The sequence below is a fragment of the Aureimonas ureilytica genome, from assembly GCF_001475935.1.
In the GTDB taxonomy this organism is placed as follows: Bacteria; Pseudomonadota; Alphaproteobacteria; order Rhizobiales; family Rhizobiaceae; genus Aureimonas; species Aureimonas ureilytica_A.
In genome coordinates this window covers 71780-94558 of sequence record NZ_LDQA01000015.1, presented here as the reverse complement: position 1 = coordinate 94558, position 22779 = coordinate 71780, and the positions used below count along the sequence as shown (strand labels likewise).

The 22779-nt window shown below is 65.9% G+C and carries 22 protein-coding genes and 1 pseudogene; 14 read left to right on the top strand and 9 right to left on the bottom strand.

The annotated features are described in order from the left end of the window. Positions 1–29 precede the first annotated feature (29 nt). The 4 genes from NS365_RS06400 to NS365_RS06385 all read right to left on the bottom strand — a co-directional run bounded on the left by NS365_RS06400 (position 30) and on the right by NS365_RS06385 (position 5049). A complete protein-coding gene (locus NS365_RS06400) occupies positions 30–587 on the bottom strand; it encodes a GNAT family N-acetyltransferase (RefSeq protein WP_058599439.1) in 558 nt (185 codons plus the stop codon). A 156-nt stretch (positions 588–743) separates the two neighbouring features. Beyond that, a complete protein-coding gene (locus NS365_RS06395; protein ID WP_058599438.1) occupies positions 744–1526 on the bottom strand; it encodes a Bax inhibitor-1/YccA family protein in 783 nt (260 codons plus the stop codon). 197 nt (positions 1527–1723) lie between these two features. Then, a complete protein-coding gene (locus tag NS365_RS06390) occupies positions 1724–4216 on the bottom strand; it encodes an ABC transporter permease (RefSeq protein ID WP_058599528.1) in 2493 nt (830 codons plus the stop codon). 98 nt (positions 4217–4314) lie between these two features. Beyond that, on the bottom strand, positions 4315–5049 hold the full coding sequence (locus NS365_RS06385) for an ABC transporter ATP-binding protein (protein WP_058599437.1): 735 nt from the start codon (positions 5047–5049) through the stop codon (positions 4315–4317). A 98-nt stretch (positions 5050–5147) separates the two neighbouring features. Between NS365_RS06385 and NS365_RS06380 the strand changes: the two genes are divergently transcribed. Then, positions 5148–5801, top strand: a complete 654-nt coding sequence (locus NS365_RS06380) for an arylesterase (protein WP_058599436.1) — start codon at positions 5148–5150, stop codon at positions 5799–5801. Positions 5802–5811: 10 nt separating this feature from the next. On the opposite strand, the gene NS365_RS06375 is transcribed toward NS365_RS06380, so the two are convergent. Next, a complete protein-coding gene (locus NS365_RS06375) occupies positions 5812–6432 on the bottom strand; it encodes a GNAT family N-acetyltransferase (RefSeq protein WP_058599435.1) in 621 nt (206 codons plus the stop codon). 233 nt (positions 6433–6665) lie between these two features. Here NS365_RS06375 and thpR point away from each other — a divergent pair, with 233 nt between their 5' ends. The 6 genes from thpR to NS365_RS06345 all read left to right on the top strand — a co-directional run bounded on the left by thpR (position 6666) and on the right by NS365_RS06345 (position 10716). Continuing rightward, positions 6666–7259: an RNA 2',3'-cyclic phosphodiesterase gene (gene thpR, locus NS365_RS06370; RefSeq protein WP_058599434.1), complete on the top strand. Its 594-nt coding sequence runs from the start codon at positions 6666–6668 to the stop codon at positions 7257–7259. A 90-nt stretch (positions 7260–7349) separates the two neighbouring features. Then, positions 7350–7820 (top strand): YkvA family protein, encoded by a 471-nt coding sequence (locus NS365_RS06365; RefSeq protein WP_082655741.1) that lies wholly within the window; start codon positions 7350–7352, stop codon positions 7818–7820. Between the two features lie 288 nt (positions 7821–8108). Beyond that, positions 8109–8609, top strand: coding sequence for an invasion associated locus B family protein (locus NS365_RS06360; protein WP_374700756.1), 501 nt, complete (start codon positions 8109–8111; stop codon positions 8607–8609). A 214-nt stretch (positions 8610–8823) separates the two neighbouring features. Beyond that, entirely contained in the window at positions 8824–10044 is a 1221-nt protein-coding gene (gene rlmN, locus NS365_RS06355; protein WP_058599525.1) for a 23S rRNA (adenine(2503)-C(2))-methyltransferase RlmN, read from the top strand. Beyond that, the gene (locus NS365_RS06350; RefSeq protein ID WP_058599433.1) at positions 10041–10487 is read left to right on the top strand and encodes a hypothetical protein; all 447 of its coding nucleotides are present in this window, start codon (positions 10041–10043) and stop codon (positions 10485–10487) included. Before rlmN ends, NS365_RS06350 begins: the two co-directional genes overlap by 4 nt. Positions 10488–10491: 4 nt before the next feature. Continuing rightward, positions 10492–10716 (top strand): BrnA antitoxin family protein, encoded by a 225-nt coding sequence (locus NS365_RS06345; RefSeq protein WP_058599432.1) that lies wholly within the window; start codon positions 10492–10494, stop codon positions 10714–10716. A gap of 50 nt (positions 10717–10766) precedes the next feature. Here the strand turns inward: NS365_RS06345 and NS365_RS06340 are convergent, their stop codons facing one another. Then, positions 10767–11231 carry a GNAT family N-acetyltransferase gene (locus tag NS365_RS06340; protein ID WP_058599431.1) on the bottom strand — a complete coding sequence of 155 codons (465 nt, stop codon included), beginning with the start codon at positions 11229–11231 and terminating at the stop codon, positions 10767–10769. 180 nt (positions 11232–11411) lie between these two features. On the opposite strand from NS365_RS06340, the gene NS365_RS06335 reads away from it, so the two are divergent. Next, complete coding sequence (locus NS365_RS06335) at positions 11412–12071, top strand: glutathione S-transferase family protein (RefSeq protein ID WP_058599430.1); 660 nt, start codon at positions 11412–11414, stop codon at positions 12069–12071. A gap of 6 nt (positions 12072–12077) precedes the next feature. On the opposite strand, the pseudogene NS365_RS06330 reads toward NS365_RS06335, so the two are convergent. Both NS365_RS06330 and NS365_RS06325 read right to left on the bottom strand, forming a co-directional pair. Then, positions 12078–12495: pseudogene (locus NS365_RS06330) on the bottom strand (EamA family transporter). A 36-nt stretch (positions 12496–12531) separates the two neighbouring features. Further along, positions 12532–13170: a LysE family translocator gene (locus tag NS365_RS06325; RefSeq protein ID WP_058599429.1), complete on the bottom strand. Its 639-nt coding sequence runs from the start codon at positions 13168–13170 to the stop codon at positions 12532–12534. Between the two features lie 658 nt (positions 13171–13828). On the opposite strand from NS365_RS06325, the gene NS365_RS06320 reads away from it, so the two are divergent. The 3 genes from NS365_RS06320 (at position 13829) to NS365_RS06310 (ending at position 17190) form a co-directional block, all read left to right on the top strand. Further along, positions 13829–14704 (top strand): phosphatase PAP2 family protein, encoded by an 876-nt coding sequence (locus tag NS365_RS06320; protein ID WP_082684467.1) that lies wholly within the window; start codon positions 13829–13831, stop codon positions 14702–14704. A 45-nt stretch (positions 14705–14749) separates the two neighbouring features. Next, positions 14750–15970, top strand: a complete 1221-nt coding sequence (locus NS365_RS06315) for an argininosuccinate synthase (protein ID WP_058599427.1) — start codon at positions 14750–14752, stop codon at positions 15968–15970. Between the two features lie 209 nt (positions 15971–16179). Further along, entirely contained in the window at positions 16180–17190 is a 1011-nt protein-coding gene (locus tag NS365_RS06310) for an LLM class flavin-dependent oxidoreductase (RefSeq protein WP_058599426.1), read from the top strand. Between the two features lie 87 nt (positions 17191–17277). On the opposite strand, the gene NS365_RS06305 is transcribed toward NS365_RS06310, so the two are convergent. Beyond that, positions 17278–17694: a MarR family winged helix-turn-helix transcriptional regulator gene (locus tag NS365_RS06305; RefSeq protein WP_244497090.1), complete on the bottom strand. Its 417-nt coding sequence runs from the start codon at positions 17692–17694 to the stop codon at positions 17278–17280. A gap of 237 nt (positions 17695–17931) precedes the next feature. On the opposite strand from NS365_RS06305, the gene NS365_RS06300 reads away from it, so the two are divergent. The 3 genes from NS365_RS06300 (at position 17932) to NS365_RS06290 (ending at position 22742) form a co-directional block, all read left to right on the top strand. Next, positions 17932–19995 (top strand): M3 family metallopeptidase, encoded by a 2064-nt coding sequence (locus NS365_RS06300; protein ID WP_058599524.1) that lies wholly within the window; start codon positions 17932–17934, stop codon positions 19993–19995. A 167-nt stretch (positions 19996–20162) separates the two neighbouring features. Further along, positions 20163–21992 (top strand): translational GTPase TypA, encoded by a 1830-nt coding sequence (gene typA, locus NS365_RS06295; RefSeq protein ID WP_058599424.1) that lies wholly within the window; start codon positions 20163–20165, stop codon positions 21990–21992. A 204-nt stretch (positions 21993–22196) separates the two neighbouring features. Next, positions 22197–22742: a PAS domain-containing protein gene (locus tag NS365_RS06290; RefSeq protein ID WP_058599423.1), complete on the top strand. Its 546-nt coding sequence runs from the start codon at positions 22197–22199 to the stop codon at positions 22740–22742. Positions 22743–22779: the final 37 nt, after the last annotated feature.

Sequence of the window (22779 nt, the reverse complement as noted above, 5' to 3'; positions counted from 1 at the left end):
GAGCTATCAGCCCCACCTAATGGACGGGCTCAGACCAGCGTGCCGGGATAGCGGCTTTCATCCGGCAGCGTCTCCTTGCCGCCGTTCAGCGTGTATTGCATCAGCACCGTGTCGATCCAGCGTCCGAACTTGAAGCCCGAGCCTTCGAACAGGCCGATCGGCTTGAAGCCGAGCTTCTGATGCAGCTTGACGGAGCCGTGATTGTCGGCCCCGCCGATCACCGCGATCATCTGCCGGAAGCCCTTCTCCTCGCACAGCTCCAAAAGGCGGCCGAGCAACGCCGTGCCGATGCCTTGGCCCTGCGCTTCGGGCTCCAGATAGATCGAATCCTCCACCGACCAGCGATAGGCCGGGCGGGCGCGGAAGGGGCCGGCATAGGCATAGGCGACGACGCGCCCCTCCCCATTGCAGGCGACGAGATAGGGATAGTCCTGCCGCGTCAGATTGAGAAAGCGCGCCGTCATCTCGGTCTCGTCGGGCGGGGTCAGCTCGTATGTCGCCGTGCCATGGAGAACCGCGTGTTCGTAGATGCGGCACAGGGCGGGAATGTCGGCGAGAGTGGCCTCGCGAAGGGTGAACGCGCTCATGAATGGGATGCCTTACGGAGTGAACCGGGCGGACCATAGGCGGGCGTGGCGTCCGCCTCAATCCGTCAAATACCCCATCTCGATCCGCACGGCACATACGAAAAAGGGCGACCCGAAGGCCGCCCCTGTCTCAGAACCGTCCGGTTCCCCTTGGCTTTAGTTGCGGCTGGTGCCGAGGAAGCGAAGGAGGAACATGAACAGGTTGATGAAGTCGAGATAAAGGGTCAGCGCGCCCATGATGGCCTTGCGACCGGCAACCAGCGTGTCGTCGCCTTCCCAGTAGAGTTCCTTGATGCGCTGCGTGTCCCAGGCCGTGAGGCCCGCGAAGAGCAGGACGCCGATGGCCGAGATGGCGAAGCTGAGCGCCGAGGACGCCAGGAAGATGTTCACGAGCGAGGCGATGATCAGGCCGAAGAGGCCCATGATCAGGAACGAGCCCATGGCCGAGAGGTCACGCTTCGTCGTGTAGCCGAAGAGCGACAGAGCGCCGAAGGAAGCCGCCGTCACGAAGAAGACCTGCACGATCGATTCCTGCGTGTAGACGAGGAAGATCGTGGAGAGCGAGAAGCCCACCAGCGCGGCATAGGCCCAGAAGGTCGTCTGCGCGGTCTGCGTGCTCATCCGATCGACCCGGAAGGACAGGAACATCACCAGCGCGAGTGGTGCGAACATCAGCACCCAGCGCAGCGGCGAGGTGAAGACCGTGACGCCGAGCTGCGTCAGCCCCACGCCATGGATGGAGGCGACCGCCAGCGAGGGATCGCTGGTCGTCGCCATGGAGAAGAGGCCGTAGGCGGCGACGCCGGTGATGGCGAGGCCGATGGCCATGAGGTTGTAGACCCGGAGCATGTAGCTCCGCAGGCCCTGATCGATGGCGACGTCCGCGCGGCCCCGCGACAGGGGGACGCTGCGTGTGCCGCTGTTCCACTTGTCAGCCATGGACAGTTTCCTTTCTTGCATCCCGCCCTCTCGGCCGTTGCCGGCCGGGCCTAGCTGGCGGGACGTCCAGCCAAGCCCTCTTGCTCTGAATATGCGAAGAGGAGCCGAAACGAACAAGGGCGGAAAGGGCCGCAGCGCGCCGTTTCAGGACGCTGCGGCCATTAAATTTCCTCCATCCGGCCAAATTGGGGGCCGGGTCAGAGTTCGCGCAGGACAGGCGCGGCCTTCTGGCCGAGCACCCGCCATGTGCCGGCAAGGCCGAAACCGACCGTCAGCACGAGGGCGGCCGCGAGGACACCGAGCGCCACGCCGCCATCAAAAGCGAAAGGCAGGCGCATGACGCGAGCCAGCACATACCAGGCCGCCAGCGCGCCCGCGCCGATGGCGAAGAGAGCCGTCGCCGCGCCGAGCGTCATATATTCCGTGACATAGGCCCGGATCAGCGTGCCGCGTGTCGCGCCCAAGGTCTTGAGCACGACAGCATCATGAACGCGCGTGCGGTTGCCGGCGGCCAGCGCTCCCGACAGGACGAGAACGGAGGAGACCAGCGCCACGGCGGCGGCCGCGCGAATGGCGAGCGCGAGCTGGGCGACGAGCGCGTTGACGGCATCCAGCGCGTCCTTCACTCGAACCGTGGTCACCGCCGGGAAGCTGTTGGAAATGCCGCGCAGGACAGCGCGCTCGCCCTCGCCCGTCGCGTTCGGCATCTGAAGCGTGGCGAGCCAGGCATGGGGCGCGCCCGCGAACGTGTTGGGCGAGAAGACCATGACGAAGTTGATCGACATGGATTCCCATTCCACCGCGCGGAAATTGGCGATGCGCGCCGTGATCTCGCGGCCGAGCACGTTGACGGAGATCGTGTCGCCGAGCTTCAGCCCGAGTTCGCCGCCCTCCTTGGCCGAAAAGGAGACAAGCGGCTCGCCGGCATAGTCCGCTGCCCACCACTGCCCTTGCGTCACCGTGGTGTTTTCGGGCGGCGCGGCGGCATAGGTCACGCCCCGGTCGCCGCGCAGCACCCAGGCGCCTTCGGGCGGCACCTGAAGCTGCGAGACATCGGTGCCGTTCAGCTTCACGATGCGCCCGCGCAGCATGGGCACGGCGTCGAGCGAGGAGCCGGGCGCAAGCTCCGCGATGCGCCCACGGAACGGGTCGATCTCGGCGGACTGGATGTCCACGAAGAAGAAGTTCGGCGCGCGCGCCGCGATGCTGGTTCCGATCTCGCGCCGCAGCGCATTGTCGATCGTCGCCAGCGTGACCAGCAGCGTCAAGCCGAGTCCGAGCGACAGGACCACCGAATGGGTCAGCGCGCCCGGCCGGTGGATGTTGCCGATGGCCAAACGCAGCGGCGTGGAGCGCACGCGCGGCAGGCGCGCGGCGAGCGTGCGAATAGCGACCGAGACCAGTCTCAGGACGACGAAGGCGACGGCGGTCGCAACCAGAAACACCGAAGCGATGCGCTTGTCGCCCGCCATCACGAAGGCGAGGCCGGCGATGCCGAGCGCCAGCGCGCCGGCCGCCAGCGCATAGCTCAGCCGCGTGCGCAGCGCGCCCGGCCCCTCGTTGGAGCGGAACAGGGCGGTGGCCGCGATGTCGCGGGTGCGCCCGAGAGGCAGGATCGCGAAGGCGAAGGCCGTGAGGTAGCCGAAGGCGGTCGCGAGCAGGAGCGCGCCGGGATAAACGGACGGGTGCGTCGAAACCGGGATATAGGCTTCCAGAAAGCCGGCCGCCGCAAAGGGCGCGAGCGCGCCGAGCACAAGGCCGGCAAGGATGCCGAGACTCGCCAGAAGCCCGATCTGGATGAGATAGATCCAGACCACGAAGCCGCCGCCCGAGCCCAGGCTCTTGAACGTGGCGATCACCGTGCGCTTGCCGTCGAGATAGGCCGACACGGCATTGGCGATGCCCACGCCCCCGACGATCAGGGCGGTGAGGCCGACCAGGGTCAGGAATTGCGAGAAGCGGTCGATGCTGCGCTGAAGCGAGGGCGCGGCCTCGCGCGCATCGCGAATGCTCCATCCCGCCTGCGGGAAGTCGGCCTTGGCCTGCGCCTCGACACCGGCGGGGTCGAGCGCGGGGTCGGTGAAGCGCAGCTTGTAGTCATATTCCACAAGCGAGCCCGGCTGGATCAGCCCGCTCGCGCGCAGCGCCTCACCCGAGATGAGAAGGCGCGGCGCGAAAATGAAACCGTCCGACAGGACATCGGGCTCGCGGGTGAGCCGGCCGCGCAGCTCCACCTCAATGCCGCCGAGAAGCACGGTCGCACCGGGCTCGATGCCGAGACGGTCGAAGAATTCCGGCGCGGCGACGGCCCCGAAGCGGCCGTTCCGCTCTGCCAGGAGGTCGCCGAGCGGCGCGGCCGGGTCGGTTTGCGCCGCCCCATAGAGCGGGTACTGCCCGTCCACCGCCTTGACCTCGGAGAGCGTCTGGTTGGTGCCATCGGGCAGGCGCGCCATGGAGCGCAGATTGGCGGTCTCGGCCAGCGTGCCGAAGCGGGCGAGGAAGCTCTTCTCGGCCTCGCTCGCCTCGCGCCCGTTGAGGCCGAAGCGCATGTCGCCGCCCAGGATCGTGCGCCCTTCCCGCTCGATGCCCGATGTCATCATCTCCGACACCGAATTGACGGCGGCGATGGAGGCGACGCCGAGCGTCAGGCAGAGAAGGAAGATCACGAAGCCGCGCACGCCGCCGCGCATCTCGCGCAACGCGAAACGCCAGGCGAGCTTCAACGTGCCGGAGGGGCGGGTGGGGGGAGACGCGGCAGCGCCGGCGGCCGGAACGCTGACGGCGCGGCTCACCGCGCGGCCTCCGCCACCATCGGTTCCGGCACCGCCGAGGCGCGAGCGGGCGCGAAGCCGTCGCGCTCGATCTCGCCCGAGCGCACGGCGACCTCGCGCCCGCAGCGGGCGGCGAGCGTCTTGTCATGCGTGACCAGCACCATGGTCATGGCGCGCCGCTTCTGCTCGGCGAACAGAAGGTCGGCGATCTGCGCGCCCGTGTCGGCGTCGAGATTGCCGGTCGGCTCGTCCGCGATCAGGAGCGCGGGTTCGGGCGCGAGCGCGCGAGCCAGCGCCACGCGCTGCTGCTCGCCGCCCGACAATTCGCCGGGATAGTGCGACACGCGCGCGCCGAGGCCGACGGAGCGCAACTCGGCCTCCGCCCGCTCGAAGGCGTTTCGATGGCCCGCGAGCTCCAGCGGCACGGCGACGTTTTCAAGCGCCGTCATGTTGGGAATCAGGTGGAAGGACTGGAAGACGATGCCGATATGGCGGCCGCGAAAAGCGGCGAGCTTGTCCTCGCTGAGGCCCTGAAGCGGCTGGCCCGCGATCTCCACCTCGCCCGTGTCGGCCCGCTCCAGACCGGCCAGAACCATCAGCAGCGTCGATTTGCCGGAGCCGGACGGGCCGACGATGCCGACGCTTTCGCCGCGCGCCACGTCGAGGTCGATTCCCTTGAGAACATGCACCGCGCCCCGGCCCTGGCCGAGCGTCAGATGAACCTTTCGTAATCGGATCGCCGGTTCTGCCACGCGCCTTGCCTTCCTATATGGCGATGGAACGGCGCCGGACGTGGGTCCGGTCGAACGCGGTCGCCAGAATTTCGCAGTCCTTGAAATATGGATGGCACATGGGTCGGTTCCAACAGCTTCTCGCCTTCGTGACGATCGGCCTCGCCAGTTGGGGCGCGCTCGCCTCCGCGCAGGCGCAATCGGCCCCGCCGGCCGAACCCACTGAGATCATCGCCTTTGGCGACAGCCTGTCGGCCGGCTACGGCGTCGGTCCGGGCGAATCCTTTCCCGAGCAGCTTCAGGCCGCGCTCGCCAAGGCGGGGCTGGACGTGAAGGTCGTGAATGCCGGCGTGTCCGGCGACACGACGACCGGGGGCCTTGCCCGGCTCGACTGGTCGGTGCCGGCGAGCGCCGATCTCGTGATCGTGGAACTCGGCGCCAACGACGCGCTGCGCGGCATCTCGCCCGATGTCACCAGGCGCAATCTCGACGAAATCCTGAAACGCCTGACCGCGCGCCCAAGCACGAAGGTCATCCTGGCCGGCATGATCAGCCCGCCGAACATGGGCGAGGACTACGCCCGGCGCTTCAACCGGATCTATGCCGAACTCGCCCAGACCTATGGCGTCGCCTATTACCCGTTCTTTCTGGACGGGGTGGCGTCCGTCGCGGCGCTGAACCAGGCCGACTATATGCACCCCAACAAGGACGGGGTGGCCGTGGTGGTGGAGCGGATGCTGCCGCTCGTCCAACAGGTCTTGGCGAAAGGTTAGACCGCTCGCGTCAGGCCCGGCGCAGGCGCAGATCGACGCCGGCCTCGGCGGCGATGCGATACAGCGCGCGGTCGGCGGCCGCGAGGCTGCGGGCGAAATGCTCCTCGCTCGCTTCCCGAAGCAGCGAGGCGAAGTCGCCGCCGGGATGGCGCAGTTCGGCAACCACCTCACCCTCGGCAAATTGCAACTCGGCCTCGTGCCGGCGCGCGATCCTTTGCATGGCGACATTATCGCGCAGGCACTGAATTTTGAAATGCGGCAGCGCCGCATTGCGCGCCCCGTCCACCAGGCTGGAGAACAGGCGCGTTCCATAGCCCTGCCCCTGCCAGAGCGGCTCCAGGCTGAACGCGGCCTCGGGCATGGGCGAGTCGATCTCGCGCAGCTCCGCCACGCCGCGCAGCGTGCGGTCGATGAACAGGCCCTTGGCCATGCCGCCCGGCCCCAGCGTCGATTGGGCGTAGCGCGTCAGAAACCCGTCATTGACCGCCGATCCGAAGCGCATACGCCGCGATTCACCATCGAGGCGCAGAAGATGGGCCAGGAATTCCGCCCGGTCGGACCGGCGCAGACGCCGGATATGCACCGCCGCGTCGGACGGACCGGAGCGGTGGGGAGGCTGGATCAAGGACATGGCGAGAGACTGCGTGACAGGAGCCGAGACCGGCTCGGGTTACCCATTGGTTAAGAGTGCAACGCAGCAACAGCAATCCGGCAACATGCATGGCTCCCATGCGTCACCTTGAAGTCAGGCGCGCGTGATGAACATCATGAAGATGGAATGGCATAGACGGCCATCGGCTCGCGGGGACGCCCGAAGGGACGCCCGGCATGAGATGGCCCCTCACAGCGGGAAGGATCTCACGCATGCCGCGACTTTTCACAGCCCTCGAGATCCCGCGCGACGCCGCGCTGAGCCTGTCTTTCCTGCGCGGCGGCCTGCCGGCCGCGCGCTGGATCGACGCCGAGAACTACCACATTACCCTGCGCTTCTTCGGCGATGTCGATGCGCGCACGGCCGACGAGCTGGTCGCCGGGCTGGACCGGGTGCATCAGGCGTCCTTTCCTCTCGCCCTGCGCGGCATGGGAGCCTTCGGCTCCAAGAAGCCGCATTCGGTCTATGCGGGCGTCGACCCCTCGCGCGCGCTCGACCATCTGCATGACGAGATGGACAAGCTGGCCCGGCGCGTCGGGCTCGCCCCCGATCCGCGCCGCTTCACGCCGCATGTGACGCTCGCCCGACTGCGCAACGCCAAGGACGAGGATGTCGCCCGCTATCTCGCCGGTCGGGGCGATTTTCGCACCGCGCCCTTCACGGTCGGGCGCTTCGTTCTCCTGTCCTCGCGCGATTCGGTGGGCGGCGGGCCTTATGTCCTGGAAGAAGCCTTCCCGCTGAAGGGCGGCTCGACCGCGCGCGAAGCGTCGCTCGGCGGCGCGTTTCTGGAACCCGCCTTCCGCTGATCGCGTCTTTCGGGAGCGGGCCGCTCGGGCCCGCTTTCGAAACGCGAAAGCCCGCACCATATCGGTCGGGTCTTCAGGAGAATGCGCGGTATGAGCGACAAAGGCGACGAGATGTCCGAGATCCCCGCAGGCACGGCACCGGCCGGAACGCTCGCGCCCCTGCCGGAGGGGCTGGTCGGTGAAATCCTGCCGCCGGGCTCCGAGGCCGAGCAGCGCCAGCAGGAGGCCAGCGTGCGGCGCGGCTTCTTCAAGACCATGAAGCGCGCCATGCGCCATATCCCCTTTGCCGAGGATGTCGTCGCGTCCTACTACTGCGCGCTGGATTCCAAGACGCCGGCGGCCTCGCGCGGCATCCTTCTGGCCGCGCTTGCCTATTTCGTGCTGCCCTTCGACGCGATTCCCGATTTCATCGTGGGCCTTGGCTATACCGATGACATGGCCATTCTGCTCGCCGCCTTCACGGCCGTGCGCAACAACATCCGCCCCGAGCATTACGACAAGGCGCGTGAGGTGCTGACACCGGACGAAGCGCCGGCCGAGGGGCAAGCGAAACAGGTGTGAACCTGTCGGCTCGGCTCTCCCTAGCGCGGCGGGCCGGTTTTCTCCCCGGTCTCAACACACTGATGCCCCATTTACCCGCTTCCACGAGGCTTCACCGCCTTCGAAGGACCGGCCGGACCGGCCGGGCGATAGGGGCCGGACACGGGTTTGCGACCATTCCCGCCCTCCGGTTTCCAGATCGTTTACCCTGTGGAAAGGGGTTTCGTTCACCATACGCACGATGAATTCGTGCGGATTCGAACGGATCGAAGCGCGCGGCGATCGGGTTTGCGACAGGAGAGGATCTCCATGAAACATCTACTGACGGCTGCAGCGGCTCTGCTCCTGCTCTCGGGTGCGGCACAGGCTGCGCAGACGCCGACGCGCATGAACCAGTTCAACGACTGGGGCAGCTATTCCTACGATGCGAGCGGCGGCAAGGTCTGCTACGTCCTCTCGACGCCCAAGACGATGCAGCCCGCCAGCGTCGATCACGGCGACATCTTCTTCCTCGTGTCGCAGAAGCCGGGCGCCAAGACCTCCTACGAGCCGCAGGTCGTGATGGGCTATCCGCTGCGCGAGGGCTCCAAGGTCGTGGTGGATGTCGACGGCAAGAAGTTCAACATGTTCGTGCGCGGCGAAAGCGCCTGGATGGAGAACGCCGCCGAAGAGCCCAAGCTCGTTGCGGCTCTCAAGAACGGCAAGTCGCTGAAGGTGGACGCCGTGTCCCAGCGTGGCACCAAGACCAACTACACCTATTCGCTCGCCGGCGTGACGGCGGCGCTGAACTCCATCACCAAGTGCAAGTAAGCGCAGGCCGCGAGGTTTTCGCAGCCTGACACTCGCGCGTCCCAAGCCGGCCTCGGACAGTTCCGGGCCGGCCTTTTCGCGTTCGAAATCAAGCTTGAAGCTCGGGGGGACTTGCGATTTCGGCCAATTGGGCTCATTTGATCTCGATCCGAGCCTGACCGACCTTTTTGAGACCAGCGTGGCCCCGCACGATGCCGCGCGACGGGATTTGCCCATGAGCGCGACGATCGACCTTTCCGACGCCACTGCCCGCCCTCGTCCGGCCGCGGCTTCCGAGCCGGCCGCCGCCAAGCGATCGCTGCTTGGCCTGTCGCGCGAGGACATGGGCGCGGCGCTGATCGAGGCCGGCATTCCTGCCAAGCAGGCCAAGATGCGCGTCCAGCAGCTCTGGCACTGGCTTTATGTGCGCGGCGTCTCCGACTTCGGCCAGATGGCCAATGTCTCGAAGGACCTGCGCGCGGCGCTGGACGAGCAGTTCGAAATCCGCCGGCCCGAGATCGTGGAAGAGCAGATTTCGGTCGATGGCACGCGCAAGTGGCTGTTCCGCTTTCCCTCGCGGGGGGCCGGCCGGCCGGTCGAGATCGAGACCGTCTATATCCCCGAGGAAGGGCGCGGCACGCTTTGCGTCTCGTCCCAGGTCGGCTGCACGCTGACCTGCACCTTCTGCCACACGGGCACGCAGCGCCTCGTGCGCAATCTGGAGCCGTCCGAGATCGTCGGGCAGGTTCTGACGGCGCGCGAGCGCCTGGGCGACTTTCCCGATGCGTCCACCCCGCAGGGCGCGATCGTGCCGTCCGACGGCCGGCTCGTGTCGAACGTCGTGATGATGGGCATGGGCGAGCCGCTCTATAATTACGACAACGTCAAGTCGGCTCTGTCGGTCGTCTCGGACGGGGACGGGCTGGCCCTGTCCAAGCGCCGCATCACGCTCTCCACCTCCGGCGTCGTGCCGATGATCCCCAAGACCGGCGAGGAGATGGGCGTCATGCTCGCCATCTCGCTCCATGCGGTGACGGACGAGTTGCGCGACGTGCTCGTGCCCATCAACAAGAAATATCCGATCAAGGAGCTGATGGACGCTTGCCGCGCCTATCCGGGCCTCTCCAACGCGCGGCGCATCACCTTCGAATATGTGATGCTGAAGGGCGTCAACGACAGCCTGGCCGACGCGCGCGAGCTGGTGCGCCTGCTCAAGGGCATCCCGGCCAAGATCAACCTGATCCCGTTCAATCCCTGGCCGGGCTCGCCCTATGAGTGCTCGGACTGGGAGCAGATCGAGCGCTTCGCCGAACTCGTCAATCAGGCCGGCTACGCTTCGCCGATCCGCACGCCGCGCGGTCGGGATATCTTCGCCGCCTGCGGGCAGCTGAAGTCCGAGTCCGAGCGCATGAAGCGCGGCGATCGTCTGGCGCTGGAGGCGGCTGTCGCGGTGTGAGCGCCGTCCTGCGCATTCTGTTCCTGATCCCGATGGGCTTCGTTCTCGCCTGCTGCGCGGGGGCGGCGGCGCTGATCCTGCCCTTCGTGGAACTGCCCGGTGCCGCGCTGAGCAACCCCGCGCAAATCGCCGATCTCGTGTTCCTGTTCACCTTGCAGGCCGCGCAGGTCGGATGGACGGCGCTGGTGCCCTTTCTGGTCTTTCTGGTGTTGAGCGAGGCGCTGCGCCTGCGCTCCATTCTGATCCATCTGATCGCAGGTCTCATCGGCGGGGCCATCGCCGCCCATGCCGGCACGGCCGCCACCGACATGCGAGTGCAGACCGCGACGATCGTCGCCGGGCTTGCCTTCGCCCTCACCTACTGGATCGTGGCCGGCCACGGCGCGGGCCGCCGCCGCCCAGCCGTTGCCCGCCTTCCCACCACCGCCCCTTCGAAGGACTGACCCGATGGCCCGACGCCCGATCAACCCACGCGATGCCGCCGAGGCGGCGTTCAAATCCGCGACCACCAAGCCCGCCGCCCGCGTGGCGGAAGCGCCGCGCGTGCCGGGTGTGAAGGAAAGCGTGACGCTGCGCATCGACGCCGACGTTCTGGAGAAGTTTCAGGAGGACGGCCCCGGCTGGCAGGACCGCATCAACGCCGCCCTGCGTCAGGCGGCCCGGCTGGACTAAGAGGAACGCCACCTCTTCGCTCCCGCAAGAGCGAGGTGCCTACCGCATGATCAGATCGCGCTTCCCCAGCCGTAATAGGTGATGGAATAGAAGCGCTGCGGATGCGGGGCATGGCGCAGGAGCGTCAGGCCGGACGCCTCGTAGAAGGCGCGCGCCCGCGTGTTGGCGGAGATCGTGTAGAGCGTGAAACCCTCCGGCATCGCCGCCTTGGCATGGTCCAGAAGCGCCGCCCCGACGCCCTGCCCCAGCGCATCCGGATGCACGAAAAGCTGATCCAGCATCGCCTCGGCGGGTTTCAGCGCGGCAAAGCCGAGAATCTCATCCCCCCTCTCCGCCAGTGTCACGCGCCAGCCCGACACCCATTCGACATCCAGCCGCGCACGCAGGGCCGCCCGACTCGGCATGGCCGGAAGGCCGACCGAGGGAAGGCTGGCGCTGGCGTGCCAGACGGCGTTGACCGCCTCGCGGTCGGCATCCGTCGCGAGACGAAGGTGAAATGTGGGAGCGTCGTTCATGACGCGACGTTCGGCCAGAACGGGCCGACGCGCAAGCCGTCCTAGCTCTTGCCCCTCCATCCTCTTTTGCCAGGACCGCCCTAGCTCTACGGCTTCACAGGGGTCGCCCATGCGCTACCTGCGGCGCGAGCGCGCGGCGCAGGTTCAGGCGCATCGGACGGCAGGGAAGCCGAGGCGCAGATGATCACGATCCACCATCTCGAAAACTCCCGCTCGCAGCGCATACTCTGGCTGCTGGAGGAGTTGGGCCTGCGCTACGAGGTGAAGTCCTACAAGCGCCTTCCCTCGCTCGCCGCGCCGCCGGAACTGAAACAGGTCCACCCGCTCGGCAAGTCGCCCGTCCTCACCGATGGCGGCCTGACGCTCGCCGAAACGGGTGCGATCGTCACCTATCTTGCTGAGACCTATGGCGCGGGCCGGCTCCAGCCCGAGCGCGGCTCGCCCGATTGGTGGCGGATGCAGCATTTCCTACATCACGCCGAGGGCTCGGCCATGCCGCCGCTTTTCATGAAGCTCGTCTTCGCCCGCATCCCGGCCCAAGCCCCGCTCGTCGTGCGCCCGGTCGCCAAGGCGCTGATGCGCGGGGTGGACCAGCATTTGCTGGCCCCCCGCCTGGCCGATCTCTTCGATTATTGGGATGCGGCGCTGGCGGACACGGGCTGGTTCGCCGGGCCGAACATGACGCTTGCCGACATCATGATGAGCTTCCCGCTGGAGGCGGCGGGCTCGCGCGTCGGCTTCGAGGGCCGGCGGAACCTGCCGGCCTTTCTGGAGCGCATCCACGCCCGCCCGGCCTACGGAGCAGCCCTCGCACGCGGTGGGCCTTATGCGTATGCCTGACGCCCGCTATCGCCAAGCCACCAGAACCGCGCCGAGCGCGATCAGCGCCACACCGGCCCAGCCGGTGGGGCTCAAGCGCTCCGCAGGGAACAGGACGCCGAAAACGGCCACGAGCACGACAAACAGCTTGTCGATCGGAGCGACCTGAGCCGCCTGGCCCTCTGAAGCGCGCGGTAATAGCAGAGCCAGGATGCGCCCGTCGCGAGGCCGGACAGAGCGAGAAAGGCGAGCGAGCGGCCGGGCAGTTGGCCGGGCTGCGCCAATGGCCACCGACGCTCACGATGCCCGCGATCAGCATGAGGATTACCAGCGTACGCAGGAAGGTGGCGTGGTCGGACTGGATGCCGGACACGCCGATCTTGCCGAAGATCGCCGTCAGCGCCGCGAAGGCGGCGGAGGCCAGCGCCCAACCGAACCAGCCCACGAGGCTCCCCGACGATCTCCGCTAGCCCGGCGCCCCTCAGGCGCGCGCCAGGAGGATGTGGACCGCGAAGGCGGAGAAGACCGAGGCGAACACCCAGTCGATCGCGCGCATGACGCTCGGCTTCTGCTTGAGCGTGGCGGCGATGCTGTCGGCCGCGAAGATCATGCCGATCGACATGGGCACGGCGATCACGATGAAATACACGCCTAGGAAGAAGAGCTTCTGCCCGGCATAGGGATCGCCCGCCGCCACGAAGGGCGGCAGGAAGGTGACGAAGAACAGGATGATCTTCGGGTTCAGAAGATTGATCCCGACGCCCGTGAGCCAGTTGCGGAAGAAGGATTGCGGCGGCACGGCTTCCTTGTCCAGCGAGAAGGACGAACCGTTGCGGATCGCCCCGAAGGCGAGCCAGGCGAGATAGGCCGCGCCCGCGACCTTCAGCGCCAGAAAGGCTTCCGGCGAGGCCGCCACCAGAGCCGACAGGCCGATCGCGGCCGCCGTCGTATGGACGAGAACGCCCGAGCAGGCCCCTAGCATGGCGGCGATTCCGGCCCGCCGCCCCTGCGCGAGCGTGCGCCCGAGGAACAGGGTCATGTCCGGGCCGGGCGTGACCGTGAGAACGATCGCAGCCAGCGTGAAGGCGAGCAGGGCGGAGAATTCGGGCAGAAAGGTCAAGAGCGTGTCTTTCGAGCGCGAGGCCCTTTGGATTCGCGCGAAACCGACCGGCTGGCAACCGGAATCTTGCGGGCGGCAATTCCGTGTGGCGGCGGCTGGCCGAAGCTTGGCGACGGGGCACGGCGCGGCATCATCAGGATGAACTCTGCCCAACGGCTCGAGGGCAGCGGACGACCTCCATCATATCGGCCTGTGCGGTCTCGGGTTGGTTGACACCGCCCTCCCTATCAGCGGAGGCGCGGCACAGGTTCGGTTCCACGCCAACGTGAGGGACCGCTTCCTCGCCTGCCCTTCGCTCGAAATTCCCATCAGTGGACAGCCTGCGACCATGCGCTCCGCTGGCGGGGGCAAGCGCCTGCAGACTGAAGGCCGAGCAGCGCTCGAGCGAACCCAAGGCGCCGGAAGGATGGTGACGGCCTCTGCTTTGCGGCCCTCGACACGGCACCGCTTTTCACTCCGGCGGTTGCGTGGGTCGGAGCAGCGCTCTCCCTTCGGACCAGCTCTACTTTTCCTCCTAGATGATATTCAGTATCTCTAAGTATCCTTCATGAAGATGACATCGATTTAATAAAAAGCCTTAAGCCGCCTCTGGTATTGGGACCCTGCTTCGCGCGGATTTTCCCGCGCCTCATAGGAAATCGACAACGGGAGCGGGCGGATGATCTGGGCGGATGGGTCGGCTTTCGATCGGTGCAGACCCCGCATCCGTACGCCCGCGCGGCGACAGCCTCTCCGCGCCGCTTTGGCGCTCGCGCAAGGCGCGCCGGTCGCCACGCTCCTCGTGCTTCTGGCCCTCGCCAGCCTCACCTTCGCACTGTTTCCAGGGCTGGACCTCGCCGTATCCGGCCTTTTCGCTGTTCCGGGCGAAGGCTTTCCGCTGGCGCGCAACGAGACGCTGCTCGCCATTCGCGATCTCAACCGCGCCTTGCCGATCTGGATTGCGGTCGCCCTTCTGGTGGCGCTTCTCGGGCGCGGCGTCTGGGGTGCTCGCTCGCGCCTTCCCCCGCCCCACGCCTTGCTTCATGTGCTCGGCGTCTATCTCGTTGCTTGCCTTGGCATCGTCCATATTCTGAAGAACACGATGGGCCGCGCGCGGCCGGAGCATATTCTGGCCTTCGGCGGTGACAAAAGCTTCACCCTGCCCTGGCAGATATCGAACGCCTGCCACAGCAATTGCTCCTTTTCTTCAGGCGAAGCGGCCTCGGCCATGGCCATGCTGGCGCTGGCCTATCTCGCGCCGCGCGGCTGGCGGGCGCCGGTCGCTCTTGCCCTCGCGCTGCCCGGCCTCGTCTTTTCGCTCAATCGCATCGCCTTCGGCAGCCATTTCCTGTCCGACGTCGTGATCTCCTGGCTGATCGTCGCCGCCACGATTTTGGCGCTGCGCTCGATCACCCATGCCTATGGCGCGCGGATCGACGCCGGTGTGGACGGGCAATGGCGCGAGCCGCTGCTCGGCGCGGCCCGGCATGTCGCCTCAACCGGCCGAATGACATGGGTGCGGACGCGCTGGCTCTTTCTTCGCGCCGCCGCCTGAGTTAAGCCGCAGGACAGTTTCATCTTTCCGGGGACTTTCCGAAACATGGCTCTTCCGCGCGACGTCAAGAAGGTGGTTCTCGCCTATTCCGGCGGCCTCGACACCTCGATCATCCTGAAATGGCTCCAGACGGAGCTGGGCGCCGAGGTCGTCACCTTCACCGCCGATCTCGGCCAGGGCGAAGAGCTGGAGCCCGCGCGCCGCAAGGCCGAGATGCTCGGCATCAAGGAAATCTTCATCGAGGACGTGCGCGAGGAATTCGTGCGCGACTTCGTGTTCCCGATGTTCCGCGCCAACGCCGTCTATGAGGGCGTCTATCTTCTGGGCACCTCGATCGCCCGCCCGCTCATCTCCAAGCACCTCATCGAGATCGCCAAGCGCACCGGCGCGGACGCCATCGCCCATGGGGCGACCGGCAAGGGCAACGATCAGGTCCGCTTCGAGCTTTCGGCCTATGCGCTGAACCCCGACATCAAGATCATCGCCCCCTGGCGCGACTGGAGTTTCAAGTCGCGCACCGACCTTCTGGACTTCGCCGAGCAGCACCAGATTCCGGTCGCCAAGGACAAGAAGGGCGAGGCCCCCTTCTCGGTGGACGCGAACCTCCTCCATTCCTCCTCCGAGGGCAAGGTGCTAGAAGACCCGAGCGTCGAGGCGCCGGAATATGTCCATATGCGCACGATCTCGCCCGAGGCCGCGCCCGACAAGGCGACCATCATCACGGTCGGCTTCGAGCGCGGCGACGCCGTGTCGATCAATGGCGAGCGCCTGTCGCCCGCCACGCTGCTTGCCAAGCTCAACGATTTGGGCCGCGACAACGGCATCGGCCGTCTCGACCTTGTGGAGAACCGCTTCGTCGGCATGAAGTCGCGCGGCGTCTACGAGACCCCCGGCGGCACGATCCTGCTGGCTGCGCACCGCGCCATCGAGAGCATCACGCTGGATCGCGGCGCGGCGCATCTGAAAGACGATCTGATGCCGCGCTATGCCGAGCTGATCTATTACGGCTTCTGGTTCAGCCCCGAGCGCGAGATGCTGCAGGCGCTGATCGACAAGAGCCAGGAGCATGTCGAGGGCGAGGTGACGTTGAAGCTCTACAAGGGCAATGTCATGGTCACCGGCCGCACGAGCCTCAAGTCGCTCTACTCCGACAAGCTCGTCACCTTCGAGGACGACCAGGGCGCCTACGACCAGAAGGACGCGGCCGGCTTCATCAAGCTGAATGCGCTCCGCCTGCGCACGCTCGCCAAGCGCAACGGTCTCTGATCCCATCCCCTTGAGAGACGAGGCCGGCGGAGCGATCCGTCGGCCTTTTTCATGGTATCGAAGCGCGTTCGATGCCGCTCTGCTGGAGGCGCAAGCGCCCGGCGCAGCCAGCGCCGCAGCGGCCCGCTCCGCCGCCCGCTTTCGCTCCCCGGTCTTCACATCGTCCACCATCCTCCCCACTTGGGAGAAAACCATATGGTGACCGAACGATGATTTCCTATTCCGTTCTCGACCTTTCGCCCATTCCGGACGGCAGCACCGCGGCCGATGCGCTGAGCAACACCTTGGACCTCGCACGCGAGACCGAGCGACTCGGCTATAACCGTTTCTGGCTGGCCGAACACCACAACATGACGGGCATTGCCAGCGCGGCGACGGCGGTGGTGATCGGCCATGTCGCGACCGGCACCAGCCGCATCCGCGTTGGTGCGGGCGGCATCATGCTGCCGAACCATGCGCCGCTGGTGATCGCCGAACAGTTCGGGACGCTGGCCACGCTTCATCCCGGTCGCATCGATCTGGGTCTCGGCCGTGCGCCGGGCACGGATATGCTGACGGCCCGCGCGCTACGCCGAAACCTGGAAAGCTCCGACAATTTCCCGCAGGATGTGGTGGAATTGATGAGCTATTTCGACGAGGCCGCGCCGCACCAGCGACTGCGCGCGGTGCCGGGCGTCGGCACCCATGTGCCCGTCTGGATTCTCGGCTCCAGCCTCTACGGCGCACAACTCGCCGCCCATCTCGGCCTGCCCTATGCCTTCGCCTCCCATTTCGCGCCGGGCGCGCTGGAGGATGCGATCGAGGTCTATCGCCAGACGTTCCGGCCCTCGCCGACGCTGGACAAGCCCTATTTCATGCTGGCGGCCAATGTCTTCGCGGCCGAAACGGACCGGGAGGCGTTGCGCCTCAAGAGTTCCATGCAGCAGGCCTTCGCCAATCTACGCTCGGGCCATCCCGGCCCGCTTCCCCGCCCTGTGGACGATATCGACGCGGTGATCGACCCCGCCTTCCGGCCGGGTGTGGATGAGGCGTTGCGTGTGTCGGTGTCGGGTTCGCGCGAGACGGTTCAGACGGGGCTCGCCGCATTGATCGAGCGCTACAAGCCGGACGAACTCATCTTGACCGGGCAGATCCACGACCACCGGGCCAGAGTGCGCTCCTTCGCCATCGCGGCCGAAGCGATGTTGTGTCTGGGCGCGTCGGCCATGGCGGCCGAATAAGCGGCATTGTTGCCGCTATGAGGAGAGGGCGGCATCCTTGCCGCCTGAGAGGCGCCAGCGGCCGGAACCGCCGGGAACAGGGTGGGGTCAGAGCACCGCGAGCGGCGTGTTGCCGATGGCGGACGCGGAGGCGCAGACGAGTTGCGGGTCGGACACGAGATTGGCGCGCAGCTTTTCCAGGCCCTTGGTCACGGCCAGGGTCTCGTCTTCGCTCATGCCCTGCATCAGCTGATGCAAGATGCGCCCGAACAGCGGCTCCAGCTCGCTCATCATGACGAAGGCTGCGTCGGTCGGCTCGATCAGCTTGGCGCGCCGGTCGCTGGAATCCATCATGCGCTTGATGAGACCGCGCGCTTCGAGACGATCGAGATAGGCCGAAAGCGTCATCGGCTCGACGCCCATTCGCTCGGCCAGAAGCGCCTGACGGGAGCCGCGAAAGCGCAAGACATGCGTCAAAGCGCGGATTTCGCCCGGCGTCAGACCGAAACCGCTCTCGCTGACCATTCGTTCGAAATACTGACGAAACAATCTAGATGTATCTGTCAGCAAGAACCCGAACATATTCCCTGTTGTAAGCTCAGACACGTCGCGACCACGCTCCTCAGGGTCACTTATAATAGACCCAAATTACTAAATTTTTTGTAATCTTCCGAAGACTTGCCTAATGTCCTAACCAGAAGCCCTTTCTAAGGGAAAGCACTTATCGACTAACCGTGTTCCAACCTAATGAAAAGCCTGCAAATGATCGAACCTGCCCCCCTCGAACAAAAGATTGCCGAATTCGACGTTCGTGTGGCCTTCGAATCACCGGAAACCCTTCCGCATTTCGACGCGCTGTTGCCCCAGGACTTCACCCAAGGATTCGATCGGGGGATCGCGCTGCACGCCGAGGAAATCGATGCCATCGCCGCGGACCCGGCAGAGCCTGATTTCGACAATACGATTCTGGCTATGGAGCGGTCGGGACGCGCACTCAGCCGCATCGCGTCGCTGTTCTACGCTCTGGCCGGCGCCCATACAAATGACGATCTGCAGACAGTGGAACGCACTGTTTCTCCTCAGCTTTCGCGCCATTCCTCTCGCATCACGCTGAACGCCGCCTTGTTCGCGCGGATCGATCATGTCTTCGCGCGGCGCGCCGATTTCGGCCTCTCGCCCGAGGCTCTAAGGCTTCTGGAGCGCACGCATTCCAGTTTCGTGCGCTCGGGCGCCAAGCTCCAGGGCGAGGCGCGCGAGCGCCTGTCCGACATCAATGCCCGGCTGGCGGAACTGGGAACCCAGTTCTCGCAAAACGTGCTGCATGACGAGCGCGCCTTCGCGCGTCCCGTGGAGGAGGCGGACCTGGTCGGTCTGCCCGGATTTCTCCTCTCCTCCATGCGGGATGCCGCCGAGGAGCGCGGCTTGACGGGCCACGTCGTCACCCTTTCTCGCTCCGTGATCGTGCCCTTCCTGACCTTCTGCCCGAACCCGGCGCTGCGCACCGAACTCTTCGCGGCCTGGACGCGGCGCGGCGAGATGGACGCGGCGCATGACAACCGCCCGCTCATCACCGAGATGCTCAGCCTGCGCGCCGAAAAGGCCAAGCTCCTCGGATTCGAGAGTTTCGCGCATTACAAGCTCGACGACACGATGGCCAAGACCCCGGCCAACGTGGAAGCGCTGCTGACGCGCGTCTGGGAGAAGGCGCGGGACGCCGCGCTGCGCGATGCCGAGACGCTGCGCGCCCTGGCGGCCGACAGCGGCACGAACGCGCCCTTCACGGCGGCGGACTGGCGCTACTGGTCGGAGAAACGTCGGCACGCCGAATTCGCCATCGATGAAAGCGCCCTCAAGACGTATTTCACGCTGGATCGGATGATAGAGGCGGCCTTCGACGTGGCGAACCGCCTGTTCGGCCTGCGCTTCGAGCCCCTGCCCGGTCTCAAGGCCTGGCACCCGGATGCGCGAGGCTGGCGCGTTCTGGATCGGGACGGGACGGCGCGCGGCCTCTTCATCGGCGATTATTTCGCCCGCTCCTCCAAACGCTCCGGCGCCTGGATGAGCGCTCTGCGCTCGCAGCACGGGATCGACGGCGGCCAGACGCCGGTGATCTACAATATCTGCAACTTCGCCAAGCCGGCCAAGGGCGAGCCGGCGCTGCTCTCGGTGGACGACGCGCGCACGCTGTTCCACGAGTTCGGCCACGCCCTGCACGGGCTCCTGTCGGATGTGACCTATCCCTCGCTCGCCGGCACCGCCGTCTCGCGCGATTTCGTGGAACTGCCCTCGCAGTTGTTCGAGCACTGGCTGGATGTGCCCGAGATTCTGGAGCGTCATGCGCGCCATGCGGTGACAGACGAGCCGCTCCCGCAAACGGAGGCCGACAAACTCAAGGCCGCGCGCACCTATGATGCCGGGTTCAACACGGTGGAATACACGTCCTCCGCGCTGGTGGATCTTCTGTTCCACCAGGAGGGAACAGCCCCCGCCGACCCGATGGCGCGCGAGCGCGAGATTCTGGACGGGCTCGGGATGCCGGCGGAAATGGTGATGCGCCATCGCTCGCCGCATTTCGCTCATGTCTTCTCGGGCGATGGCTATTCGTCGGGCTATTACTCCTACATGTGGTCGGAAGTCCTGGACGCGGACGCCTTCGAGGCCTTCGAGAAAACCGGCGATGCATTCGACCCCGAGACGGCCCGCAAGCTTCGCGACTTCATCTACTCGGCTGGCAATAGTGACGACCCGGCCCTTCTTTACGAACGGTTCCGGGGACGTGCGCCGGACCCGGACGCCATGATGCGCAAGCGCGGCTTCGCCGCCTGAGGGCATGATCGGGAGCCCTCGCGAATCTGCAAAGGAGGGTCTTTGCCGACCCTCCCTTTCGCTTTTGCGAAAAATCCGTTATGAAGCGACCCAATGACCGCGAAATGGTGGGCCGTTTCCTTGAGACGCGCCCTTTGCCGCGTTCCAACTCCTTTCGGTGAGCCTTCATGAAGCTTCGCAACATCGCGATCATCGCGCACGTCGACCATGGCAAGACGACACTGGTCGACAAGCTCCTTGCCCAGTCCGGCGCGTTCCGCGAGAACCAGCGTACCGAAGAGCGGGCGATGGATTCCAACGACCTCGAAAAAGAGCGTGGCATCACCATTCTCGCCAAGGCGACCTCGGTGGTGTGGAAGGATGTCCGCATCAACATCGTGGACACACCGGGACACGCCGATTTCGGCGGCGAGGTCGAGCGCATCCTGAACATGGTGGACGGCGCCGTCATCCTGGTGGATGCCTCCGAAGGCCCGATGCCGCAGACCAAGTTCGTGCTCGGCAAGGCGCTCAAGGTCGGCCTCAAGCCGATCGTCGCCATCAACAAGATCGACCGCCCGGATGAGCGCCACGAAGAGGTTCTGAACGAGATCTTCGATCTCTTCGTCAATCTCGACGCCACCGAAGACCAGCTCGACTTCCCCGTCGTCTACGGCTCGGGCCGCGGCGGCTGGATGGCCGATGCGCCCGATGGTCCGCAGGACAAGGGCCTGGAGCCCCTGTTCGACCTCATCCTGAAGCACGTTCCCGAGCCGGACACGGCCAGCAAGGACGAGCCGTTCAAGATGATCGGCACGATCCTGGAAGCCAATCCCTTCCTCGGCCGCCTCATCACGGGCCGCATCCAGTCCGGCTCGATCAAGCCGAACCAGGCCGTCAAGGTTCTGAACGGCGAAGGCCAGCTGCTGGAATCGGGCCGCATCTCCAAGATCCTCGCCTTCCGGGGTCTGGAGCGCACGCCGATCGACTACGCCGAGGCGGGCGACATCGTCGCCATCGCCGGCCTGCAGAAGGGCACGGTCGCCGACACGTTCTGCGATCCGCAGGTGAACGAGCCGCTCGTCGCGCAGCCGATCGACCCGCCGACCGTGACCATGAGCTTCATCGTCAACGACAGCCCGCTTGCGGGCACCGAAGGCGACAAGGTGACGAGCCGCGTGATCCGCGACCGTCTCTTCAAGGAAGCCGAGGGCAATGTGGCGCTCAAGATCGAAGAATCCGAGGACAAGGACTCGTTCTTCGTCTCGGGTCGCGGCGAACTTCAGCTTGCCGTTCTGATCGAGACCATGCGCCGCGAGGGCTTCGAGCTCGGCGTGTCGCGTCCCCGCGTCGTCATGCAGAAGGACGAAGCGACGGGCGAGACGCTGGAGCCGATCGAAGAGGTCGTGATCGACGTCGACGAGGAGCATTCGGGCGTCGTCGTTCAGAAGATGAGCGAGCGCAAGGGCGAGATGAAGGAGCTGCGTCCTTCGGGCGGCGGCCGCCAGCGTCTGGTCTTCCTCGCGCCGACGCGCGGCCTGATCGGCTACCAGTCGGAACTCCTGACCGACACGCGCGGCACGGCGATCATGAACCGCCTGTTCCACTCCTACGCCCCCTACAAGGGCGAGCTGCCGGGCCGCAACAACGGCGTTCTCATCGCCAACGCGGCGGGCGAGGCCGTGGCTTACGCCATGTTCAACCTCGAAGATCGCGGTCCGATGGTGATCGATCCCGGCGTCAAGGTTTATGCCGGCATGATCATCGGCATTCACTCGCGCGACAACGATCTGGAAGTGAACGTCCTCAAGGGCAAGCAGCTCACCAATATCCGCGCCGCCGGCAAGGACGAGGCCGTGCGTCTCACCACGCCGATCCGCATGACGCTGGACCGCGCTCTCTCCTGGATTCAGGACGACGAGCTGGTCGAGGTGACGCCCAAGAACATCCGCCTGCGCAAGCTCTATCTCGATCCGAACGAGCGCAAGCGTTTCGAAAAGAGCCGCAAGGTCGCCTGAGGCTTCTGGTCGATCTGTAAAACTCGAAGGGACGTGGCGTTCGGCCGCGTCCCTTTTTTGTTGGCTGAATGTTTATAAACCCGAACGCGCTTTACTTTCCGGCTGGAAATTACTCACCTATCGAACTTTTTCGTACAGTTGGCTTCACCCCACGCGGAATGCGTTTCAAGTAGGACTTGTCGTGTCTGCGGGATTTGGAACATCATGCCTCATTCCTCAGTCCTCCCGTCGATCTCTCTTCCGACCGGCATTACGGGTACATGGCGCTGGGATTTCGACGCCGGTCTGTTCTTTGCCGATGAGCGCGTTTGCCGCTTGTTCGACCTCCCCTCCGCCTGGGGCCGACTGGGCGTTTCATCCGAGCGCTTTCTCGAGCAGCTTCATCACCAGGACCGGGTGTCCCTGACGGCGCGTGTGGCGGCCGTTCGGCGGCGGCAGGATCCGTTTTTCGAGATTTATCGCGTGCTCGGTCCGGCCCAGAGCGTGATTTGGGTGCGAAGCTTCGGCCTGCCGGTGCGCGAGGCGGATGGAAGCTGCCGGTCCTATGTCGGCCTCATCCTCTCCGCGCGCACCTCGCTGGCCGTCTCCGAAGCCCCGGAGGACGAACTCGTGGATACGCTGATTCGAGCCCATGATCTGGCGGAAGGCTTGGGCATCGATATCGTCTCGCGCCTGCTTCAGGTCGTGCTTCTGGAAACGGGCCGGCAGATCGCAACGAACATGACACAGGATGCCCCGCCCTCCGGCTGAGGCGGCCCAACGGTTTTTGACGCCATCCCGCTTGATC